Annotated in this window: 19 protein-coding genes; 16 read left to right on the forward strand and 3 right to left on the reverse strand. The window is 34.3% G+C overall.

The window, feature by feature from the left end:
- The first annotated feature begins 4 nt into the window (after positions 1-4).
- The 5 genes from I5818_RS09035 to I5818_RS09055 all read left to right on the forward strand — a co-directional run bounded on the left by I5818_RS09035 (position 5) and on the right by I5818_RS09055 (position 5,829).
- Positions 5-1,825, forward strand: a complete 1,821-nt coding sequence (locus I5818_RS09035) for a DHA2 family efflux MFS transporter permease subunit (RefSeq protein ID WP_078109907.1) — start codon at positions 5-7, stop codon at positions 1,823-1,825.
- 434 nt (positions 1,826-2,259) lie between these two features.
- Positions 2,260-2,403, forward strand: a complete 144-nt coding sequence (locus I5818_RS09040; RefSeq protein WP_078109906.1) for a YrzI family small protein — start codon at positions 2,260-2,262, stop codon at positions 2,401-2,403.
- A gap of 237 nt (positions 2,404-2,640) precedes the next feature.
- Entirely contained in the window at positions 2,641-2,823 is a 183-nt protein-coding gene (locus tag I5818_RS26420) for a transposase (RefSeq protein ID WP_071974995.1), read from the forward strand.
- A gap of 124 nt (positions 2,824-2,947) precedes the next feature.
- The gene (gene sigK / locus I5818_RS09050; protein WP_071974994.1) at positions 2,948-3,670 is read left to right on the forward strand and encodes an RNA polymerase sporulation sigma factor SigK; all 723 of its coding nucleotides are present in this window, start codon (positions 2,948-2,950) and stop codon (positions 3,668-3,670) included.
- 362 nt (positions 3,671-4,032) lie between these two features.
- Entirely contained in the window at positions 4,033-5,829 is a 1,797-nt protein-coding gene (locus tag I5818_RS09055) for a M3 family oligoendopeptidase (RefSeq protein ID WP_078109905.1), read from the forward strand.
- 57 nt (positions 5,830-5,886) lie between these two features.
- On the opposite strand, the gene pssA is transcribed toward I5818_RS09055, so the two are convergent.
- Positions 5,887-6,426: a CDP-diacylglycerol--serine O-phosphatidyltransferase gene (gene pssA / locus I5818_RS09060; RefSeq protein ID WP_058002105.1), complete on the reverse strand. Its 540-nt coding sequence runs from the start codon at positions 6,424-6,426 to the stop codon at positions 5,887-5,889.
- A 155-nt stretch (positions 6,427-6,581) separates the two neighbouring features.
- On the opposite strand from pssA, the gene I5818_RS09065 reads away from it, so the two are divergent.
- Positions 6,582-7,364 carry a phosphatidylserine decarboxylase gene (locus I5818_RS09065; protein ID WP_071976224.1) on the forward strand — a complete coding sequence of 261 codons (783 nt, stop codon included), beginning with the start codon at positions 6,582-6,584 and terminating at the stop codon, positions 7,362-7,364.
- A gap of 68 nt (positions 7,365-7,432) precedes the next feature.
- Here I5818_RS09065 and sda read toward each other — a convergent pair whose 3' ends face one another.
- Positions 7,433-7,573: a sporulation histidine kinase inhibitor Sda gene (gene sda / locus I5818_RS09070; protein ID WP_058002107.1), complete on the reverse strand. Its 141-nt coding sequence runs from the start codon at positions 7,571-7,573 to the stop codon at positions 7,433-7,435.
- Between the two features lie 420 nt (positions 7,574-7,993).
- Between sda and I5818_RS09075 the strand changes: the two genes are divergently transcribed.
- Genes I5818_RS09075 through I5818_RS09110 form a run of 8 tightly spaced genes read left to right on the forward strand, consistent with a single transcriptional unit; the run spans position 7,994 to position 13,025 of the window.
- Positions 7,994-8,512 carry a YqeG family HAD IIIA-type phosphatase gene (locus tag I5818_RS09075; RefSeq protein WP_058002108.1) on the forward strand — a complete coding sequence of 173 codons (519 nt, stop codon included), beginning with the start codon at positions 7,994-7,996 and terminating at the stop codon, positions 8,510-8,512.
- A 2-nt stretch (positions 8,513-8,514) separates the two neighbouring features.
- On the forward strand, positions 8,515-9,615 hold the full coding sequence (gene yqeH / locus I5818_RS09080) for a ribosome biogenesis GTPase YqeH (RefSeq protein ID WP_235849602.1): 1,101 nt from the start codon (positions 8,515-8,517) through the stop codon (positions 9,613-9,615).
- A gap of 13 nt (positions 9,616-9,628) precedes the next feature.
- On the forward strand, positions 9,629-10,480 hold the full coding sequence (gene aroE / locus I5818_RS09085; protein ID WP_078109904.1) for a shikimate dehydrogenase: 852 nt from the start codon (positions 9,629-9,631) through the stop codon (positions 10,478-10,480).
- On the forward strand, positions 10,467-10,757 hold the full coding sequence (gene yhbY / locus I5818_RS09090; protein WP_071976221.1) for a ribosome assembly RNA-binding protein YhbY: 291 nt from the start codon (positions 10,467-10,469) through the stop codon (positions 10,755-10,757). The genes aroE and yhbY overlap by 14 nt, the downstream gene beginning before the upstream one ends.
- Positions 10,758-10,768: 11 nt before the next feature.
- Positions 10,769-11,344 (forward strand): nicotinate-nucleotide adenylyltransferase, encoded by a 576-nt coding sequence (locus I5818_RS09095; protein WP_071976220.1) that lies wholly within the window; start codon positions 10,769-10,771, stop codon positions 11,342-11,344.
- Positions 11,331-11,912 carry a bis(5'-nucleosyl)-tetraphosphatase (symmetrical) YqeK gene (gene yqeK, locus I5818_RS09100; protein WP_071976219.1) on the forward strand — a complete coding sequence of 194 codons (582 nt, stop codon included), beginning with the start codon at positions 11,331-11,333 and terminating at the stop codon, positions 11,910-11,912. Before I5818_RS09095 ends, yqeK begins: the two co-directional genes overlap by 14 nt.
- Positions 11,902-12,258, forward strand: a complete 357-nt coding sequence (rsfS, locus tag I5818_RS09105; RefSeq protein ID WP_058002114.1) for a ribosome silencing factor — start codon at positions 11,902-11,904, stop codon at positions 12,256-12,258. The genes yqeK and rsfS overlap by 11 nt, the downstream gene beginning before the upstream one ends.
- The gene (locus I5818_RS09110) at positions 12,255-13,025 is read left to right on the forward strand and encodes a class I SAM-dependent DNA methyltransferase (RefSeq protein WP_078109903.1); all 771 of its coding nucleotides are present in this window, start codon (positions 12,255-12,257) and stop codon (positions 13,023-13,025) included. The genes rsfS and I5818_RS09110 overlap by 4 nt, the downstream gene beginning before the upstream one ends.
- A 55-nt stretch (positions 13,026-13,080) precedes the next feature.
- Here the strand turns inward: I5818_RS09110 and comER are convergent, their stop codons facing one another.
- Positions 13,081-13,899: a late competence protein ComER gene (gene comER / locus I5818_RS09115; protein WP_078109902.1), complete on the reverse strand. Its 819-nt coding sequence runs from the start codon at positions 13,897-13,899 to the stop codon at positions 13,081-13,083.
- Between the two features lie 126 nt (positions 13,900-14,025).
- Here comER and I5818_RS09120 point away from each other — a divergent pair, with 126 nt between their 5' ends.
- Together I5818_RS09120 and I5818_RS09125 are read left to right on the forward strand one after the other, a co-directional pair.
- On the forward strand, positions 14,026-14,646 hold the full coding sequence (locus tag I5818_RS09120; RefSeq protein WP_078109901.1) for a helix-hairpin-helix domain-containing protein: 621 nt from the start codon (positions 14,026-14,028) through the stop codon (positions 14,644-14,646).
- A 118-nt stretch (positions 14,647-14,764) separates the two neighbouring features.
- On the forward strand, positions 14,765-15,334 hold the full coding sequence (locus tag I5818_RS09125; protein WP_058002118.1) for a ComE operon protein 2: 570 nt from the start codon (positions 14,765-14,767) through the stop codon (positions 15,332-15,334).
- Positions 15,335-15,339: the final 5 nt, after the last annotated feature.

Below are 15,339 nucleotides of genomic sequence, written 5' to 3' on the forward strand. Positions count from 1 at the left end.
TGACATGTCAATATATATCGCAGGTTATATTCTTGTATCCATTCTTTTGCTATTATTTGTGAATTATATGATTCGCAAAAAAAACGCACCACTACCTCAAGTAGAAGAAATAGATGAGACGCAAGAAAAGAACGAAGAGGTCACGACTGCAGATGAGTTAATCGATGAAACACTTCAATCCTCTGCAATTACCGAGCCAGCGCTAGAGTATGTTAATGAAGCTGCAGGATTGATTGAAGAAGAGGAAAACCGTGATGATGATCAAGTGCAGGAAAGCAGTCAAAATGATAAGCCGGTCGATCAATTTGCTAAAAATAGAGGGAAAATTATTGCGGCGATGATGCTTGGGGCATTTGTAGCAATATTAAATCAAACCTTACTTAATGTAGCGATTCCGCATATCATGAATGATCTAAATGTATCCGCAAACACGGTTCAATGGTTGTCAACGGGATATATGTTAACAAATGGAATTTTTATTCCGATAACCGCGTTTTTGATTGCAAAACTTGGTACAAGGAAGTTGCTAATTTTCTCTATTTCTGCTTTTACAATCGGTTCCATTATATGCTCTATCTCTACAACTTTTTCCTTACTGATGTTAGGAAGGGTCGTACAAGCTGCAGGAGCAGGTGTCATTATGCCTTTATTGATGACGGTATTTTTAACGATCTTTCCACCAGATAAACGTGGTTCAGCAATGGGATTGATGGGTGTAGCGATGATATTTGCTCCAGCAATAGGTCCAACCTTGTCAGGATGGTTAATTGGACATTACTCATGGAGAATCTTATTTGATATTGTAATCCCTTTTGGGATCATCGATTTAATTCTGGCATTTGCTTGGATGAAGGACGTAACAAAGGTAACCAATCCAAAATTCGATACTGCAGGATTTATTTTTTCTGCGATCGGTTTAGGGTTTCTACTGTATGGATTTAGTGAGGCAGGAAATAATGGCTGGGATAGTATGGTCGTTATTATCTCCTTAGCCATTGGGGTAATTGGTTTGATTCTATTTACATGGCGAGAATTAACAACAGATAAACCAATGCTTGAATTACGTGTCTTTAAATATGATATATTTGCACTCACTACCATTATAAGTATGGTTATTAATATGGCTATGTTCGCTGCTATGATCCTGCTACCGATTTATTTACAGAATATTAGAGGGTTTACTGCATTAGAATCAGGATTATTAATGCTTCCAGGTGCAATTATTATGGGAATTATGTCACCAATATCAGGGTGGTTATTTGATCGAATGGGGGCTCGACCATTAGCCTTATTTGGTCTTATTATCACTGTAGTAACCACCTGGCAATTTACTCAATTAACGATGCAGACAACCTATTCGCATATAATGTTGCTATATGTAATGAGGATGTTTGGGATGTCATTTTTAATGATGACAGTAATGACTGAAGGGATGAATCAGCTACCTTTAAAATTAACAAGTCATGGAACGGCTGCTTCTAATACTGCAAGGACAGTTGCAGGAAGTATTGGAACAGCGTTTCTAGTTACGGTTATGACAACTCGATCATCGTATCATACCGCAAATTATGGGAATATCATTGCAAGTTCAAATCCTTATATTCAAAGTAAAATGTCACAATTAGGTCAAGGAATTGCTCAAATGGCAGGTCTTCCATCACAATCGGGGGAAAGTTTAGCCACCAGTATCATCTACGGGAAGGTAGTCCAACAATCTACGGTTAGTGGTATAAATGATGCTTTTGTAGTAGCCACTGGAATTGCTGCTGTTGCCTTTGTATTAGCCTTTTTTATCAAAAGAGCAAAACCAACAAAAGAAAAATAAAAAAATTTCAAAAAAATGTTTACAAAGCTATCATTATTGGATATACTTACCTACGTAAACAAATATTTCATGAAAGGGAGGTCGTTTAAAATGAAAAGAATCTCAAATTTATTTTTTCATTACAATTCAATATTTTGTAATCCATTCGACCTAACCCGAATTTGATTTGCTTTAAATGACAGCTAATTTTCGAAGCCGTAGGATGGATATGTTTCTTCCTGCGGCTTTTTTGTGTCCAAAAAACCGCAGTGGAAACGGTCTTCCCTGCGGCTTTTTCCTGTCTAAGAATTTAGCTGCATCATTTATTTTTTGTTTAAGATTTGTCTATAGTGAAGAAAGTTACTAAGAAGAGGACTGATCCTAATTACAACATTTAGCAGTTCCGTAAGAAACCCCATTAATAGTAAGAAACGCATGAATAAGGAGGTGATCGTATGACACTAAATTTGATTTTTGTAACAGTTACCATCAAAAAACGTAAACAGTCTTTAGAAGATTGTGTTCATGAACAAAGAATTAATCAAATAATTGATGAGAACAAAATGAAGTACTGTGAGCTTTTTTACAGAAATATGTAATCGAAAAATAAAAATTAGAAGGGAGATATTAGTGATGTTAATTTGGCAAACAAAAAGGTTGAATTCTTTATGGGTGGAGAAAGATTCCGCCTAGCTAACAGTTGAATAGGAGGATAACATGTTTTTGCAAATTATGCTATTAACCATTTCATTTCATAAAAAGAAAAAGGGTTGAACCACTATGAACTGCACCCAAATTGTTAGACACAACTAACAATTGGAGGTGCAGTTTTTTTTATGAAGAAATATTCACTGGAAATTAAATTAAATGCTATTCAAGACTACCTTAAAGGTATGGAATCTTTCGAAGATACAGCAAAACGCCATAATGTCACTACAACGAAGTTAAAAAAATGGGTAGCGAAGTATCGGTTCAGATCACTAGGTTTTAGCCCTTTTTCTTTTTTACCTTATAAATAACAATCAACCATTATTCTTATTTTCGGAAAACTTTTCCTTTAATTTTCTTTAGTAGGACCTGCACGAACAAAGGCTAAATTACATAAGCATTATGTATAGGTAAAAGCCTAACGGAGGTGAGAAAATGTCCGGAATCTTAACAGCAATTGGCTATCTTTTTAAAGAACTTATTTTTTTGGTCTCGTATGTAAAAAATAATGCATTCCCCCAACCTCTTTCTGCTAGTGACGAACGAAAGTATCTAAAGAAAATGGCTCATGGGGATGATGAGGCCCGGAACATTTTGATTGAACATAATCTTCGTCTTGTTGCTCACATTGTCAAAAAGTTTGAGAATACAGGAGAGGATGTCGAGGACCTTATTTCTATAGGAACGATTGGCCTTATTAAGGCAATTGAAAGCTATTCCGAGGGAAAAGGTACCAAACTTGCTACTTATGCGGCTAGATGTATTGAAAATGAAATACTCATGCATTTACGAGCACTAAAAAAGACAAAAAAGGATGTATCCCTACATGATCCCATTGGTCAGGATAAGGAGGGGAACGAAATTTCGTTGATCGATGTTTTAAAATCAGATGCTGAAGATGTTTTTGATACGATTCAATTAAGCATGGAACTGGAAAAGGTTAAAGAGTATATTGATGTTCTAGATGAGCGTGAAAAAGAAGTGATTATTGGTAGGTTTGGTCTTGATTTACAAAAAGAAAAAACACAAAGAGAAATTGCTAAGGAATTAGGTATTTCAAGGAGCTATGTATCACGAATAGAAAAAAGAGCATTAATGAAAATGTTTCATGAATTTTATCGTGCGGAGAAGGAAAAGAAAAAGAATCAGCAAGAATAAAAGTTAAATTCCCCCTTTATTTATATAAAAGGGGGAATTTTTTAAGCAGATGATATCTATTACCCTTCCATTTCCACCGTTACTTCAGCAGCAATGACTAAGGCAACCGCAGTACATAAAACAAGCCCGATAACAATAGAAAACATGTTCATCACTCCTTTGAATATCTAATTTTAATGTAGCATACAAATTTTTAGTTAGATGATTCAAAAATGAACAGATTTTTACTATACAGTGGCAAAATTGTGGCATTCCAAAAATATTGCGAAAAAAATTTCGGTTTTATAGGTGTTTAAAATATTAGAAAAATTTAGATGGTATGTTTATAATATAAATGTACATACATAGAAGGGGGAATTACTTTGACAACGACAACCTATTCATTGACTTGGGACTTAGATGTTTTTTTCAAAGATGGAAGTAATTCGGAAGAGTTTAGAAATTTTTTAGAAAAGATTAAAGAGGAAATTATCTCATTTAATAATGAAGTGGATAATTGGGATTCAATCCAAGTGTTACATGAAGAAGCTAAATTTTTGGAATTACTAAAAAAGTTACAAACAAACTCACAAATGCTTACTCAAGCTGGTGCATTTGTAAGCTGTTTACAAGCTCAAAATACATTGGATGAAAAAGCAAGTGAATTAAAAGGAAATGTTGCAGAATTGCGTGCTCAGTTAAATACAATCCTAACTAATTTTGATGATAAATTAAGAAGGATTGAAGAGAATCAATGGAAACAGCTATTACAAAACCCTGAGATTAAAGAATTAGCATTCGTATTGAATGAACGTAGGGAACTTGCAAAGGAAAAGTTACCAAAAGAACAGGAAGCATTAGTAAATTCATTAAGTGTTGATGGATATCATGGTTGGGGAGATATGTATGACACATTAGTAAGTCAAGTGAAAATTCCGTTTGAAGAGAATGGAGAAATAGTTGAACTTTCAGTTGGTCAGGCACATAATAAATTTTCAAATCCTGACCGAAATGTTCGAGCAACTGTTTTTAAAAACTGGGAAAAAGCTTGGGATGAGAAAGCTGATATGTTTGCTACAACACTAAATCATCTTGCAGGTTTCCGGTTATCACTTTACAAGGAAAGAGGCTGGGATGAGGTTTTAAAGGAGCCTTTAAGCTATAATCGTATGCAGAAAGAAACATTAGAGTCTATGTGGCAAGTAATAAGTGATTATAAGAAACCATTAACAGACTACCTAAAAAGAAAAGCTGAACTTCTAGGAATTGAAAAGTTAAGCTGGTACGATTTAGATGCCCCAATTGGCAAGGTGAATACTCAATTTAGCTATCAAGAAGGAGCTGAATTTATTATTCAGCACTTTGGTAAATTTGGTGATCAATTAGCGAGTTTTACCAAAAAAGCATTTGAGGATAGTTGGATTGAAGCAGAAGATCGTGCGGGTAAAAGACCAGGTGGTTTTTGTACTTCTTTTCCAGTTAGTGGCCAATCTAGAATTTTTATGACATACTCTGGAACACCTTCCAATGTATCAACTTTAGCTCATGAATTAGGCCATGCCTTCCATTCATATGCCTTGAAAAATGTTCATCCTTTAAAAAGAGGATATGCCATGAATGTGGCAGAGACTGCTTCAACTTTCGCAGAAATGATTGTTGCTGATGCGTCTGTAAAGAATGCAAAAAGTGATGAGGAACGATTACCTTTATTAGAGGACAAAGTTCAAAGATCTGTAGCTTTATTAATGAACATCCATTCTAGATTCTTATTTGAAACACGATTCTATGAAGAACGTAAAAAAGGAATAGTAAGTAAAAAACGTTTAAATGAGTTGATGTTAGAAGCACAAAAAGAGGCATATGGGGATGGCTTGGAGGAATACCATCCATTATTCTGGGCTTCCAAGCTCCATTTCTTTATTACAGGTGTTCCGTTTTATAATTTCCCATATACATTTGGCTATTTATTTTCCTTAGGGATATATGCACAGGCTCAAAAAGAAGGGAAAGGTTATGAGGAAAAATATATGGCGCTCCTACAGGATACAGGTTCCATGAAGGTTGAGGATCTTGCGATGAAACATTTAAATGTTGATTTAACGAAGCGAGATTTTTGGGAAGAAGGAGTTAAGCTGTGCGTGAAGGATGTTGAGGAATTTTTAGAGGCTACAAAGCAATGAAAAAAATGGGGATGATTTGGCATACAAATCATCCCCATTTATACTATAGATTTATTATTAAAACTTTTTTAATTTAAATGATGCGATCATTAGTAGAGCTAAAATAAGAATAATAAATAAATATAAATGCGTTGGAAAAACTGGAAGTGCAAGGTAACTTAAGGTTGCAAGACAACCTGCAGCTGTTATAGGTAAACCAGTAAAATACCCATTTCCTTCAGTAATATTAAATCGAGCTAATCGAAAAGCGCCACAACCTATATAAAATACTGTGAAAAATAGTCCGGGATAGCCAAATGAATGCAGAATTCCTTGATATAGAAGGATAGCTGGAGCAACTCCGAATGAAATAATATCACTCATAGAATCTAATTGTTTGCCCATTTCTGATACGATATTTAATTTACGAGCAACTAGACCATCAAATCGATCCGCAAGAGCGGCCATGAATATAAGAATAACGCTGAGTCCTAATTGTCCATGAATGGCCACTAGAATAGCAAAACCACCTAATCCTAAATTTAATAATGTTAGCATATTAGCAGTTTGTGCTCTAAGCTTCTTGAGGGTCTGATCAATTACATCAGAATGAAACACTTTATTCACCTCCTAGATAGATAATATGTTCAATTTCTGAATTTGAGAAAGAAGATTTCTCAAAGTTTTTTATACACCCTCTTCCATTATATAATAAAATTTTATAATATAATGCAATAACCTAAAGTTTTTTTGCCAATGCTGGAGGAGATGTTGTGAAAAAATGGATCTATCGCTTCTTGATTGAATTGACAAATCATCAGTTTTCTTCTAAATGTATAAAAAAGTTTGCCCAATCAAAGATTAGCAGACCTTTCATTTCATCATATGCTAAGGTTTATAAAATTAATCAGCATGAAATGCTTCAAGATCTTCATACTTATTCGACATTACACGAATTATTTACTAGAAAATTGAAACCTAATGCCCGAAAAATTTCTGTTGATCATAAAGCCATCATTAGTCCGGTGGATGGAGTTATAGAAGATGCCGGTAAAATAACAGCTGATAAGCATATAAAAGTAAAAGGAAAAATTTACTCATTGCAAGAAATGATAGGTGAAGAAAAAAAGATCGATAAATACATAGGTGGACAATTCATTATTTTATACTTAAGCCCAAAACATTACCATCGTATACATAGTCCAGTAACAGGAAAAGTAGCCCGACAATATACATTAGGTGAAAAATCCTATCCTGTCAATCAATTTGGACTGAAATATGGGAAATCACCATTAGCAAAAAATTATCGAGTGATTACGGAATTGATACATGATAAAGGTTCAGTACTAATTGTAAAAGTCGGAGCCATGTTTATTAATTCGATTGTTTGTACCCACTTAACAGAACAATGGAAAAAAGGGGATGAAATAGCCTACTTTTCATTTGGATCAACGGTCGTCTTATTATTTGAAAAGGGAACTTTTTATTTAGATAAGAATATACAGATTCCAACTGACATTAAGGTTGGTGAAGCAATAGGATATTTTGATAAATAAAATGATAATACTGGAAAGAAAAGAGGGGCAGTCCGAAAATGATATTATCAGACTGCCCCGCCATATGTTTATGATGATATTTTTATGCGATTTGTCAGCGTACGACGATGAATTTCTGTTTCAATGAGGCGTATAAAATCCTGGCTTAACTTTAATTCCTTTGCTTTAAAGTAGGATTCGATTAACAATTCATCAGATAATTTTCTCATAATAAGCCATCACCTCCATATACATTTACGTTCTAAAAGTAGAAAAAATATCATATATTATGTATTTATCCATGATGTATTATTACTTTAACAAACTACTATCGATAGAACAAGCGTTCTTGTTATCCACAATGCTTGGTGGATAACTTGTGATTATCTTGTTTATAAATTATCAATATGCGGTTAAAACAATGTGGGTATTGTGAATAAAGTTATCCACAGTGTAGAATGATGGGAGTTTTGTCGAAAAATATTTGTCATAGATTTCCTCATAGTAGAGAAAAAAGAGAAATTACAATGACGAACAAACTTTTATTTTGAATACAGAGTTAAAATTGGTATGATAAAGTGTAACAAAAAAGTGAGTACTCGATTTTAAAATAAGGGAAGTCGGTCTAACATAGATAGGAGTGTCAATGATTGTTGCTGAAAAATTTTTTACCTAATCAACATGTAAAAAATGTATTTCTAATTAAACCCGAGGATTTAAAAGAAAAAGGAATAAAAGCCATAATTACAGATTTAGATAATACATTAGTCGAATGGGATCGGCCAAATGCTACCCCAAAGCTTATTGAATGGTTTGCGGACATGAAAAAACATAATATTAAAGTAACAATTGTTTCAAATAATAATGAAAGAAGAGTAAAGGCATTTGCTGAACCACTCGGGATCTCTTATATTTATGAGGCTCGTAAGCCGCTCACAAAAGCTTTTAAACGAGCAATCCAACTGATGAATGTGTCAAAAGAAGAAACAGTAGTAATCGGCGATCAGCTTTTAACTGATGTTCTTGGTGGAAATCGAAGTGGATTTTATACCATTTTAGTTATCCCTGTCGCACAATCAGATGGATTTGTCACTCGCTTTAATCGTCAAATAGAACGTAGAATTATGTCATCATTTAAGAAAAAAGGATTAATTAATTGGGAGGATTAACATTGATTGAAAATATTTGTATTGGCTGCGGGATTGCTGTTCAATCAGAAGACCCGAAAGAATTAGGATATGCACCACCATCTGCATTTGAAAAGGAAACATTAATTTGCCAACGATGTTTCAGACTTAAACATTATAATGAAGTGCAGGATGTTTCACTAACGGATGACGATTTTCTGAAAATATTAAATGGGTTAGGGACGGTTGATGGTTTAATCGTAAAGATTGTTGATATTTTTGATTTTAATGGAAGCTGGCTTCCTGGATTACATAGATTTGTTGGTAATAATCCGATTCTTTTAATTGGGAATAAAGAGGATTTACTACCAAAATCGGTGAAGAGAGAAAAGCTAGTTAAATGGATGAAGCAACAAGCGAAAGAATTAGGATTAAACCCGATAGATGTTCTCCTTGTAAGTGCAACGAAAGGTCATTCTATGGATGAGGCAATGGAGCAGATCGATCAATATCGTGACGGAAAAGATGTTTATGTTGTAGGCTGTACCAATGTTGGTAAATCAACATTTATAAATCGTATAATAAAAAATGTTACTGGTGAAAGAGATATAATAACAACCTCACATTTTCCTGGGACGACGTTAGATATGATTGAAATTCCATTAAGTGATGGAAGTGCTTTAATTGATACACCAGGGATTATTAATCATCATCAAATGGCGCATTTTGTTGATAAAAGGGACCTTAAAATTATTACACCCAAAAAAGAAATTAAACCAACTATTTTCCAATTAAACGAAGAACAAACATTATTTTTCGGTGGACTAGCTAGGTTGGATTATATCAGTGGTGGAAGAAGATCCCTTGTATGTTATGTTTCTAATGAGCTAAAAATTCATCGAACCAAAATAGAAAATGCTGATCAATTATATGAAAAACATGTAGGTGATTTATTACAACCACCAAGAAAAGATGATCTAAATCATTTTCCGAATTTAGTCCGTCATGAATTTGTTATTAAGGAAGCAAAGACAGATATTGTCTTTTCTGGACTAGGGTGGGTAACAGTGAATGAACCTGGGGCAAAAATTGCCGCGTATGTCCCTAAAGGTGTAAATGTAATGATCCGATCTTCATTAATTTAAAGGGGCGTTGGCCATGGCAAACATTTATGGTGTCATCGGGGATCCTATTGCCCATTCATTATCTCCCTTAATGCATACTGATGCTTTTAGGAGTCTAAACTTAGATCATTGTTATTTTCCTTTTCACGTAACATCTAATCATTTAGAAGAAGCGGTAAAAGGGATGAAGGTACTTGGTATTGCAGGATTTAATGTAACAATACCGCATAAGACGAATATTATCCCATTATTAGATCAAATCGACCCATTAGCTAAAGCGATCGGCGCAGTAAATACAGTTGTACGTGAGAACGATTCTTTTGTAGGCTACAACTCTGATGGTTTAGGATTTATCCGAAGTTTGAAAGAGGAATGGAAGAGAGAGTTAGAAAAAGAAAAGGTCTTAATCATTGGTGCAGGTGGAGCGGCTAAGGCCATCTTTTATTCTCTTGTACATGATGGTGTTCAGGCTATCGATATATGTAATCGAACAACTGAACGAGCAAAACAATTAGTTGAATCCTGTCCGTATCCATCTGAAACAAATATATTAACGATGGATGAGGCAGAGAAAACGCTAGACAGCTATTCTCTCATCGTACAAACTACTTCTATTGGGATGAGTCCAAATATGAATGAGACACCACTATCTATTCATAATATACTACCGAACACACACGTGGTTGATATTATATACAATCCTTTTGAAACTGCTTTATTAAAAGCGGCAAAAGAAAAGGGAGCATCCACAAGTAATGGATTAGGTATGTTTATTTATCAAGGGGCAATTGCTTTTGAAAAATGGACAGGCAACGTACCGGATGTAAGAAGAATGAAACAAATTGTGATAAACCAACTAGGAGGACAACAACATGTTAACAGGTAAACAAAAAAGATTTCTACGCTCGAAAGCACATCATCTGAATCCAATTTTTCAAGTTGGAAAAGGTGGCGTAAATGATAATATGATAAAGCAAATCTCTGAGGCTTTGGAGGCACGTGAATTAATTAAAATAAGTATTTTACAAAATTGTGAAGAAGATAAAGATTCTGTAGCGAACCTTTTAGTTAATGGAACAAAAGCTGAGCTTGTTCAAATTATTGGAAACATCATTGTTCTTTATAAGGAATCAAGGGAAAATAAACAATTACAACTACCATAGGTGATGCATTGATGAAAAAGCGTGTCGGTATTGTAGGTGGAACGTTTGATCCTCCACATTTAGGCCATTTAATCATGGCAAATGAGGTGAAGCAGGCATTACACTTGGATGAAATTCGATTTATGCCGAATAAAATACCACCTCATAAAGTAAGAAATAGTCGGGTGACAAATGATGATCGAAAAAAAATGATTTCTTTATCAATAAATGATCAACCCTATTTTTTATTAGATTTAATAGAGTTTGAAAGGGAAGGGCCCTCCTATACATTTGATACGGTTTCATTATTAAAAAAGAGAGAACCTGACATAGACTTCTATTTTATTATTGGTGCAGATATGATTGAATATTTGCCAAATTGGTATCGTGTAGAAGAATTAATCCAAATGATAAAGTTCGTTGGCGTTAATCGGCCGGGACATTCCCATCAAACAAAATACCCGATTCAATTCATTGAGATTCCTGATATAAATTTATCTTCGACTTTAATTAGAACGAAAGTGAAAAATAAGCAATCAATTAAATATTTGGTCGTTGATGAGGTCATGAATTATATAAAGGAGCACAATTTATATGGAGAGGAATAAAGCATTAGAAATAGTAGCAAAACAGCTGACTGAAAAGCGCTACACACATACTTTAGGTGTAATGGAGACAGCAATTGATTTAGCGATACTATATGAGGCAGATGAAAAAAAGGCTGAATTAGCTGCGATTTTTCACGACTATGCCAAATTTCGACCGCTTGAGGAAATGAAAAAAATCATCATTGAGAAAAAGTTTGACCCGCTTCTGTTACAGTACAATCCTGAATTATGGCATGCACCAGTAGGGGCATATTTGATTCAGGAGGAGGTAGGGATCAAGGATGTAGAAATTATTAACGCGGTACGCTATCATACCTCCGGTCGAATGAATATGACGCTACTTGAAAAAATTATTTACTTAGCTGATTATATTGAGCCAGGACGCCAGTTTCCAGGTGTTGAAGAAGCAAGAAAACTTGCTAAAAAGGATTTAGATGAGGCACTGATTTACTCAGTTAAAAATACAATTATTTTCTTAATGAATAAAAATCAGGCCGTATATCCGGATACGTTCACGTTTTATAATGATCTTGTCATGAAAAAGGAGAGATATGTGTATGGAGAATAGAGAACTTTTGAATACAGCGGTTAAAGCTGCTGATGATAAACGTGCTGAAGATATTGTTGTTTTAAATATGAAGGGAATATCCCTAATTGCAGATTATTTCTTAATTTGCCATGGTAATTCTGATAAGCAAGTTCAAGCTATTGCAAGTGAGATTAAAGATAAATCAGAAGAAATTGGTTACTCTGTCAAGCGCATGGAAGGCTTTGATGAAGGAAAGTGGGTATTAATTGATTTAGGTGATGTCGTTGCGCATGTCTTTCATCGTGATGAGCGTAGCTACTATAATTTGGAACGCCTATGGGGTGATGCGCCATTCGAAGATATACGCAGTGAGCTAACACCATGAATTATGGGGATTTCGCCTATATTTATGATGATTTAATGCGTGATGTTCCATATGATCAATGGCTGAATTTTTTTCAAAATAAAGTAAAAAAATATAATATTTCTGGAAAAAAGGTCATGGACTTAGCATGCGGTACTGGAGAATTAACCGTTAAATTAGCTGAAGAAGATTTTGAAGTAACAGGAGTGGACTTATCAGAGGATATGTTAATGGTCGCTCGCGAAAAAGCGGAAAAAGTAGGTGTACCTATTCAACTTTTTCAACAGAATATGTGTGCCTTAGAAGGCCTTGGAACTTTTGATGCAGTTACTATTTTCTGTGATTCTTTAAATTATCTTTCTACTCCCGAAGAAGTACAAGAAACATTTAAGGGGGTATATACTCACTTAGATGATAATGGCTTGTTTATTTTTGATGTTCATTCTATTTATAAAGTGGATCAAATATTTATGAATGAAACATTTACGTATATTGATGATGAAATTTCATATATATGGAATAGTTTTGAGGGAGACTTTCCCCATTCAGTGGAACATGAGCTTACCTTTTTTGTATTGAATGAAAAAACTGATCAGTATATACGATTTGATGAGCTTCATAGACAGCGAACATTTCCAATTAGTGACTATTCTAAATGGTTAGAAGCTGCAGGCTTTGATGTTCTTGAAGTTTCTGCTGATTATTCTGATAACATTCCAAGTGATACTTCCGAAAGAATATTTTTCGTTTGTAAAAAAAATAAACAAGAGAAAAAGTCGGATTTATAATTTTATAAATCCGACTTTTTTTGAAGGAAAAATAGAGTTTTTGTCGAAACTAGTATTAACTAAATTGTTTTGCAACAATCTCCAGATCTTCATTAAATTTACTATGCGTGGCTTGAAACAGTTTTTCAAAAATATCCCCAATACCATCTTCAAGTACTCCTATGCCTTCCCCTGTGATTCCTCCTTTAACACAAACCTTTTCCTGTAGTGTAGGAAGAGTATAGTAACCTTTCTTTAAGAGTTCTCCAAGGCCAATTAACATTTCACCAGCTAAAATCGTTGCTGTTGTTTGATCAATTTCGGTTTCAGCAACTGCACCATCAATAAAACGTTGGGTAAGGTAACTAAAAAAAGCTGGACCGCAACTAACAATATCTGAAGCTACTCTTGTAATATTTTGGTCAATGTCAATCGGAGTAGATATGAAAGAGAAAAGTTCTTTCAGCTTTCTTTCCCAATAGCTATCACAGTTTTTTCCAAAAGTTAATAAGGACACCCCTGATAAAGCACGATTAGTAATGCTTGGGATCGCTCGAATGCAAGAACAAGGGAGTAATTGTTCAAGTTGGTCTACAGAGATTGGACTTGTGATAGAAACCAGACATTTTTCCGTTGTCAGCTCGTTTTGATGTTTCTCTAATAATGGGTAAATATCATGTGGCTTTACACAAATGAAGATCAAATGACATTTTTCAATGACCTTTGATGCCTCATCACAAACATGCATCGATGGGAATTTTTGTTGAAGGGCTTCAGCCTTTACCTTTGTTCGATTGGTTATATAAATATTTGAAGGGTTGACTGCTTTTCCCTCAATAAATCCTTCAACAAGAATACTCCCCATATTACCGGTACCTATAAAGCCTATGTTCATTTTCAACACTCCTCGGGTCGCATACTACTTGAAAAACGATGACCGTCAAAAAACTATTCACAATACTTTATGTCTAACATGATTGTCCTTATTCAGTAAAAAACAAATTAATAAGGAGGTGTTAAGTTGTTGGAACGAATTTTTAAACAATATAAATTTCTTTTAATAGCAGTTGGACTTTTGGTGATCGTTATATTCCTGTTTATTGGAAAAAGTCCAAGGGAAAAACTCGGTATTCATACGAGTGATTTCTCAGCTTATTTAGAAGAATCTGGTCAAAAGGAAGATGAGGATCAAAAAAATATAGCGGACATGAAGATCATCGTTGATTTGAAAGGAGAAATCGTTAACCCTGGAATTTATGAAGCGAATGATGGGGAGAGAGTACAAGATCTCATTACGAAGGCGGGTGGATTTAGCAAAAATGCTGATAAATTGAAAGTTAATTTAGCTCAAAAAGTAAAAGACGAAATGGTAATATATGTTCCTAAAATTGGTGAAGAAATAAATGTATCTCTATTTGATGAAGCTGAAAGTACTACCAACAATAGTGAGGGAAAAGTAAATATAAATTCTGCTAATAAGGATCAGCTTCAAACGATCCCTGGTATTGGTCCATCGAAAGCCGATGCCATTATAGAATATCGGGAGCAAAAGGGAGAATTTAAGAAAATAGAAGAGATTAAAAATGTTACGGGTATTGGTGAAAAGACATATGAAAAACTCAAAGACTCGATTTCGATTTGAGGGAAATAGAAATTCTGTAACGGAAAATAGAAACGCTAGAATCGAACATTGACGGGGTAACAAATGTACCTATAAACTATATAGGTAGAGAAATAATCTATAAAGAGGGGAAAAAGATATGGAAAGAATCTCTTGGAATCAATATTTCTTGGCGCAAAGCCATTTACTATCTTATCGAAGTACATGTACAAGACTAGCAGTGGGGGCGACCATTGTTCGTGATAAAAGAATTATTGCAGGTGGTTATAATGGATCTATAGCCGGTGGAGAACATTGTATTGATGAAGGTTGTTATGTTATAGACAATCATTGTATTAGAACGATTCATGCAGAGACAAATGCAATATTACAGTGTGCAAAATTCGGTGTTCCTACAAATGGAGCAGAAATCTATGTAACACATTTTCCTTGTTTGCAATGCTGTAAAACCATTATTCAGGCAGGAATTAAATCAGTATACTATTCCGAGGATTATAAGAATCATCCATATGCAATGGAGTTATATCAAAAAGCGGGTGTATATGTTGAAAAAGTTCCTTTTAATAAAAAATCCTTAGATTTACACTCTCAACAAAAAATAAGTTTTGTTCAAACTCTTCTAAAAAAATTAGATGATGTGGGAATCAGTGAAACAGAATTAAATTCCTTGCAAAATGAAGCAAAAAAACTATTTGAGGATTTAGTATAATAGGT

This window comes from Heyndrickxia oleronia (genome assembly GCF_017809215.1).
Lineage (GTDB): Bacteria > Bacillota > Bacilli > Bacillales > Bacillaceae_C > Heyndrickxia > Heyndrickxia oleronia.

Bases quoted from the DNA above. Each gene is read 5' to 3' on its own strand.
- I5818_RS26420 (WP_071974995.1), top strand. From the start codon at position 2,641: ATGAAGAAATATTCACTGGAAATTAAATTAAATGCTATTCAAGACTAC.
- I5818_RS09035 (WP_078109907.1), top strand. From the start codon at position 5: ATGTCAATATATATCGCAGGTTATATTCTTGTATCCATTCTTTTGCTA.
- comER (WP_078109902.1), bottom strand. From the start codon at position 13,899: ATGAACATAGGCTTTATAGGTACCGGTAATATGGGGAGTATTCTTGTT.
- I5818_RS09095 (WP_071976220.1), top strand. From the start codon at position 10,769: ATGAAAAAGCGTGTCGGTATTGTAGGTGGAACGTTTGATCCTCCACAT.
- I5818_RS09125 (WP_058002118.1), top strand. From the start codon at position 14,765: ATGGAAAGAATCTCTTGGAATCAATATTTCTTGGCGCAAAGCCATTTA.
- aroE (WP_078109904.1), top strand. From the start codon at position 9,629: ATGGCAAACATTTATGGTGTCATCGGGGATCCTATTGCCCATTCATTA.
- sda (WP_058002107.1), bottom strand. From the start codon at position 7,573: ATGAGAAAATTATCTGATGAATTGTTAATCGAATCCTACTTTAAAGCA.
- yhbY (WP_071976221.1), top strand. From the start codon at position 10,467: ATGTTAACAGGTAAACAAAAAAGATTTCTACGCTCGAAAGCACATCAT.
- rsfS (WP_058002114.1), top strand. From the start codon at position 11,902: ATGGAGAATAGAGAACTTTTGAATACAGCGGTTAAAGCTGCTGATGAT.
- I5818_RS09110 (WP_078109903.1), top strand. From the start codon at position 12,255: ATGAATTATGGGGATTTCGCCTATATTTATGATGATTTAATGCGTGAT.
- sigK (WP_071974994.1), top strand. From the start codon at position 2,948: ATGTCCGGAATCTTAACAGCAATTGGCTATCTTTTTAAAGAACTTATT.
- I5818_RS09040 (WP_078109906.1), top strand. From the start codon at position 2,260: ATGACACTAAATTTGATTTTTGTAACAGTTACCATCAAAAAACGTAAA.
- yqeK (WP_071976219.1), top strand. From the start codon at position 11,331: ATGGAGAGGAATAAAGCATTAGAAATAGTAGCAAAACAGCTGACTGAA.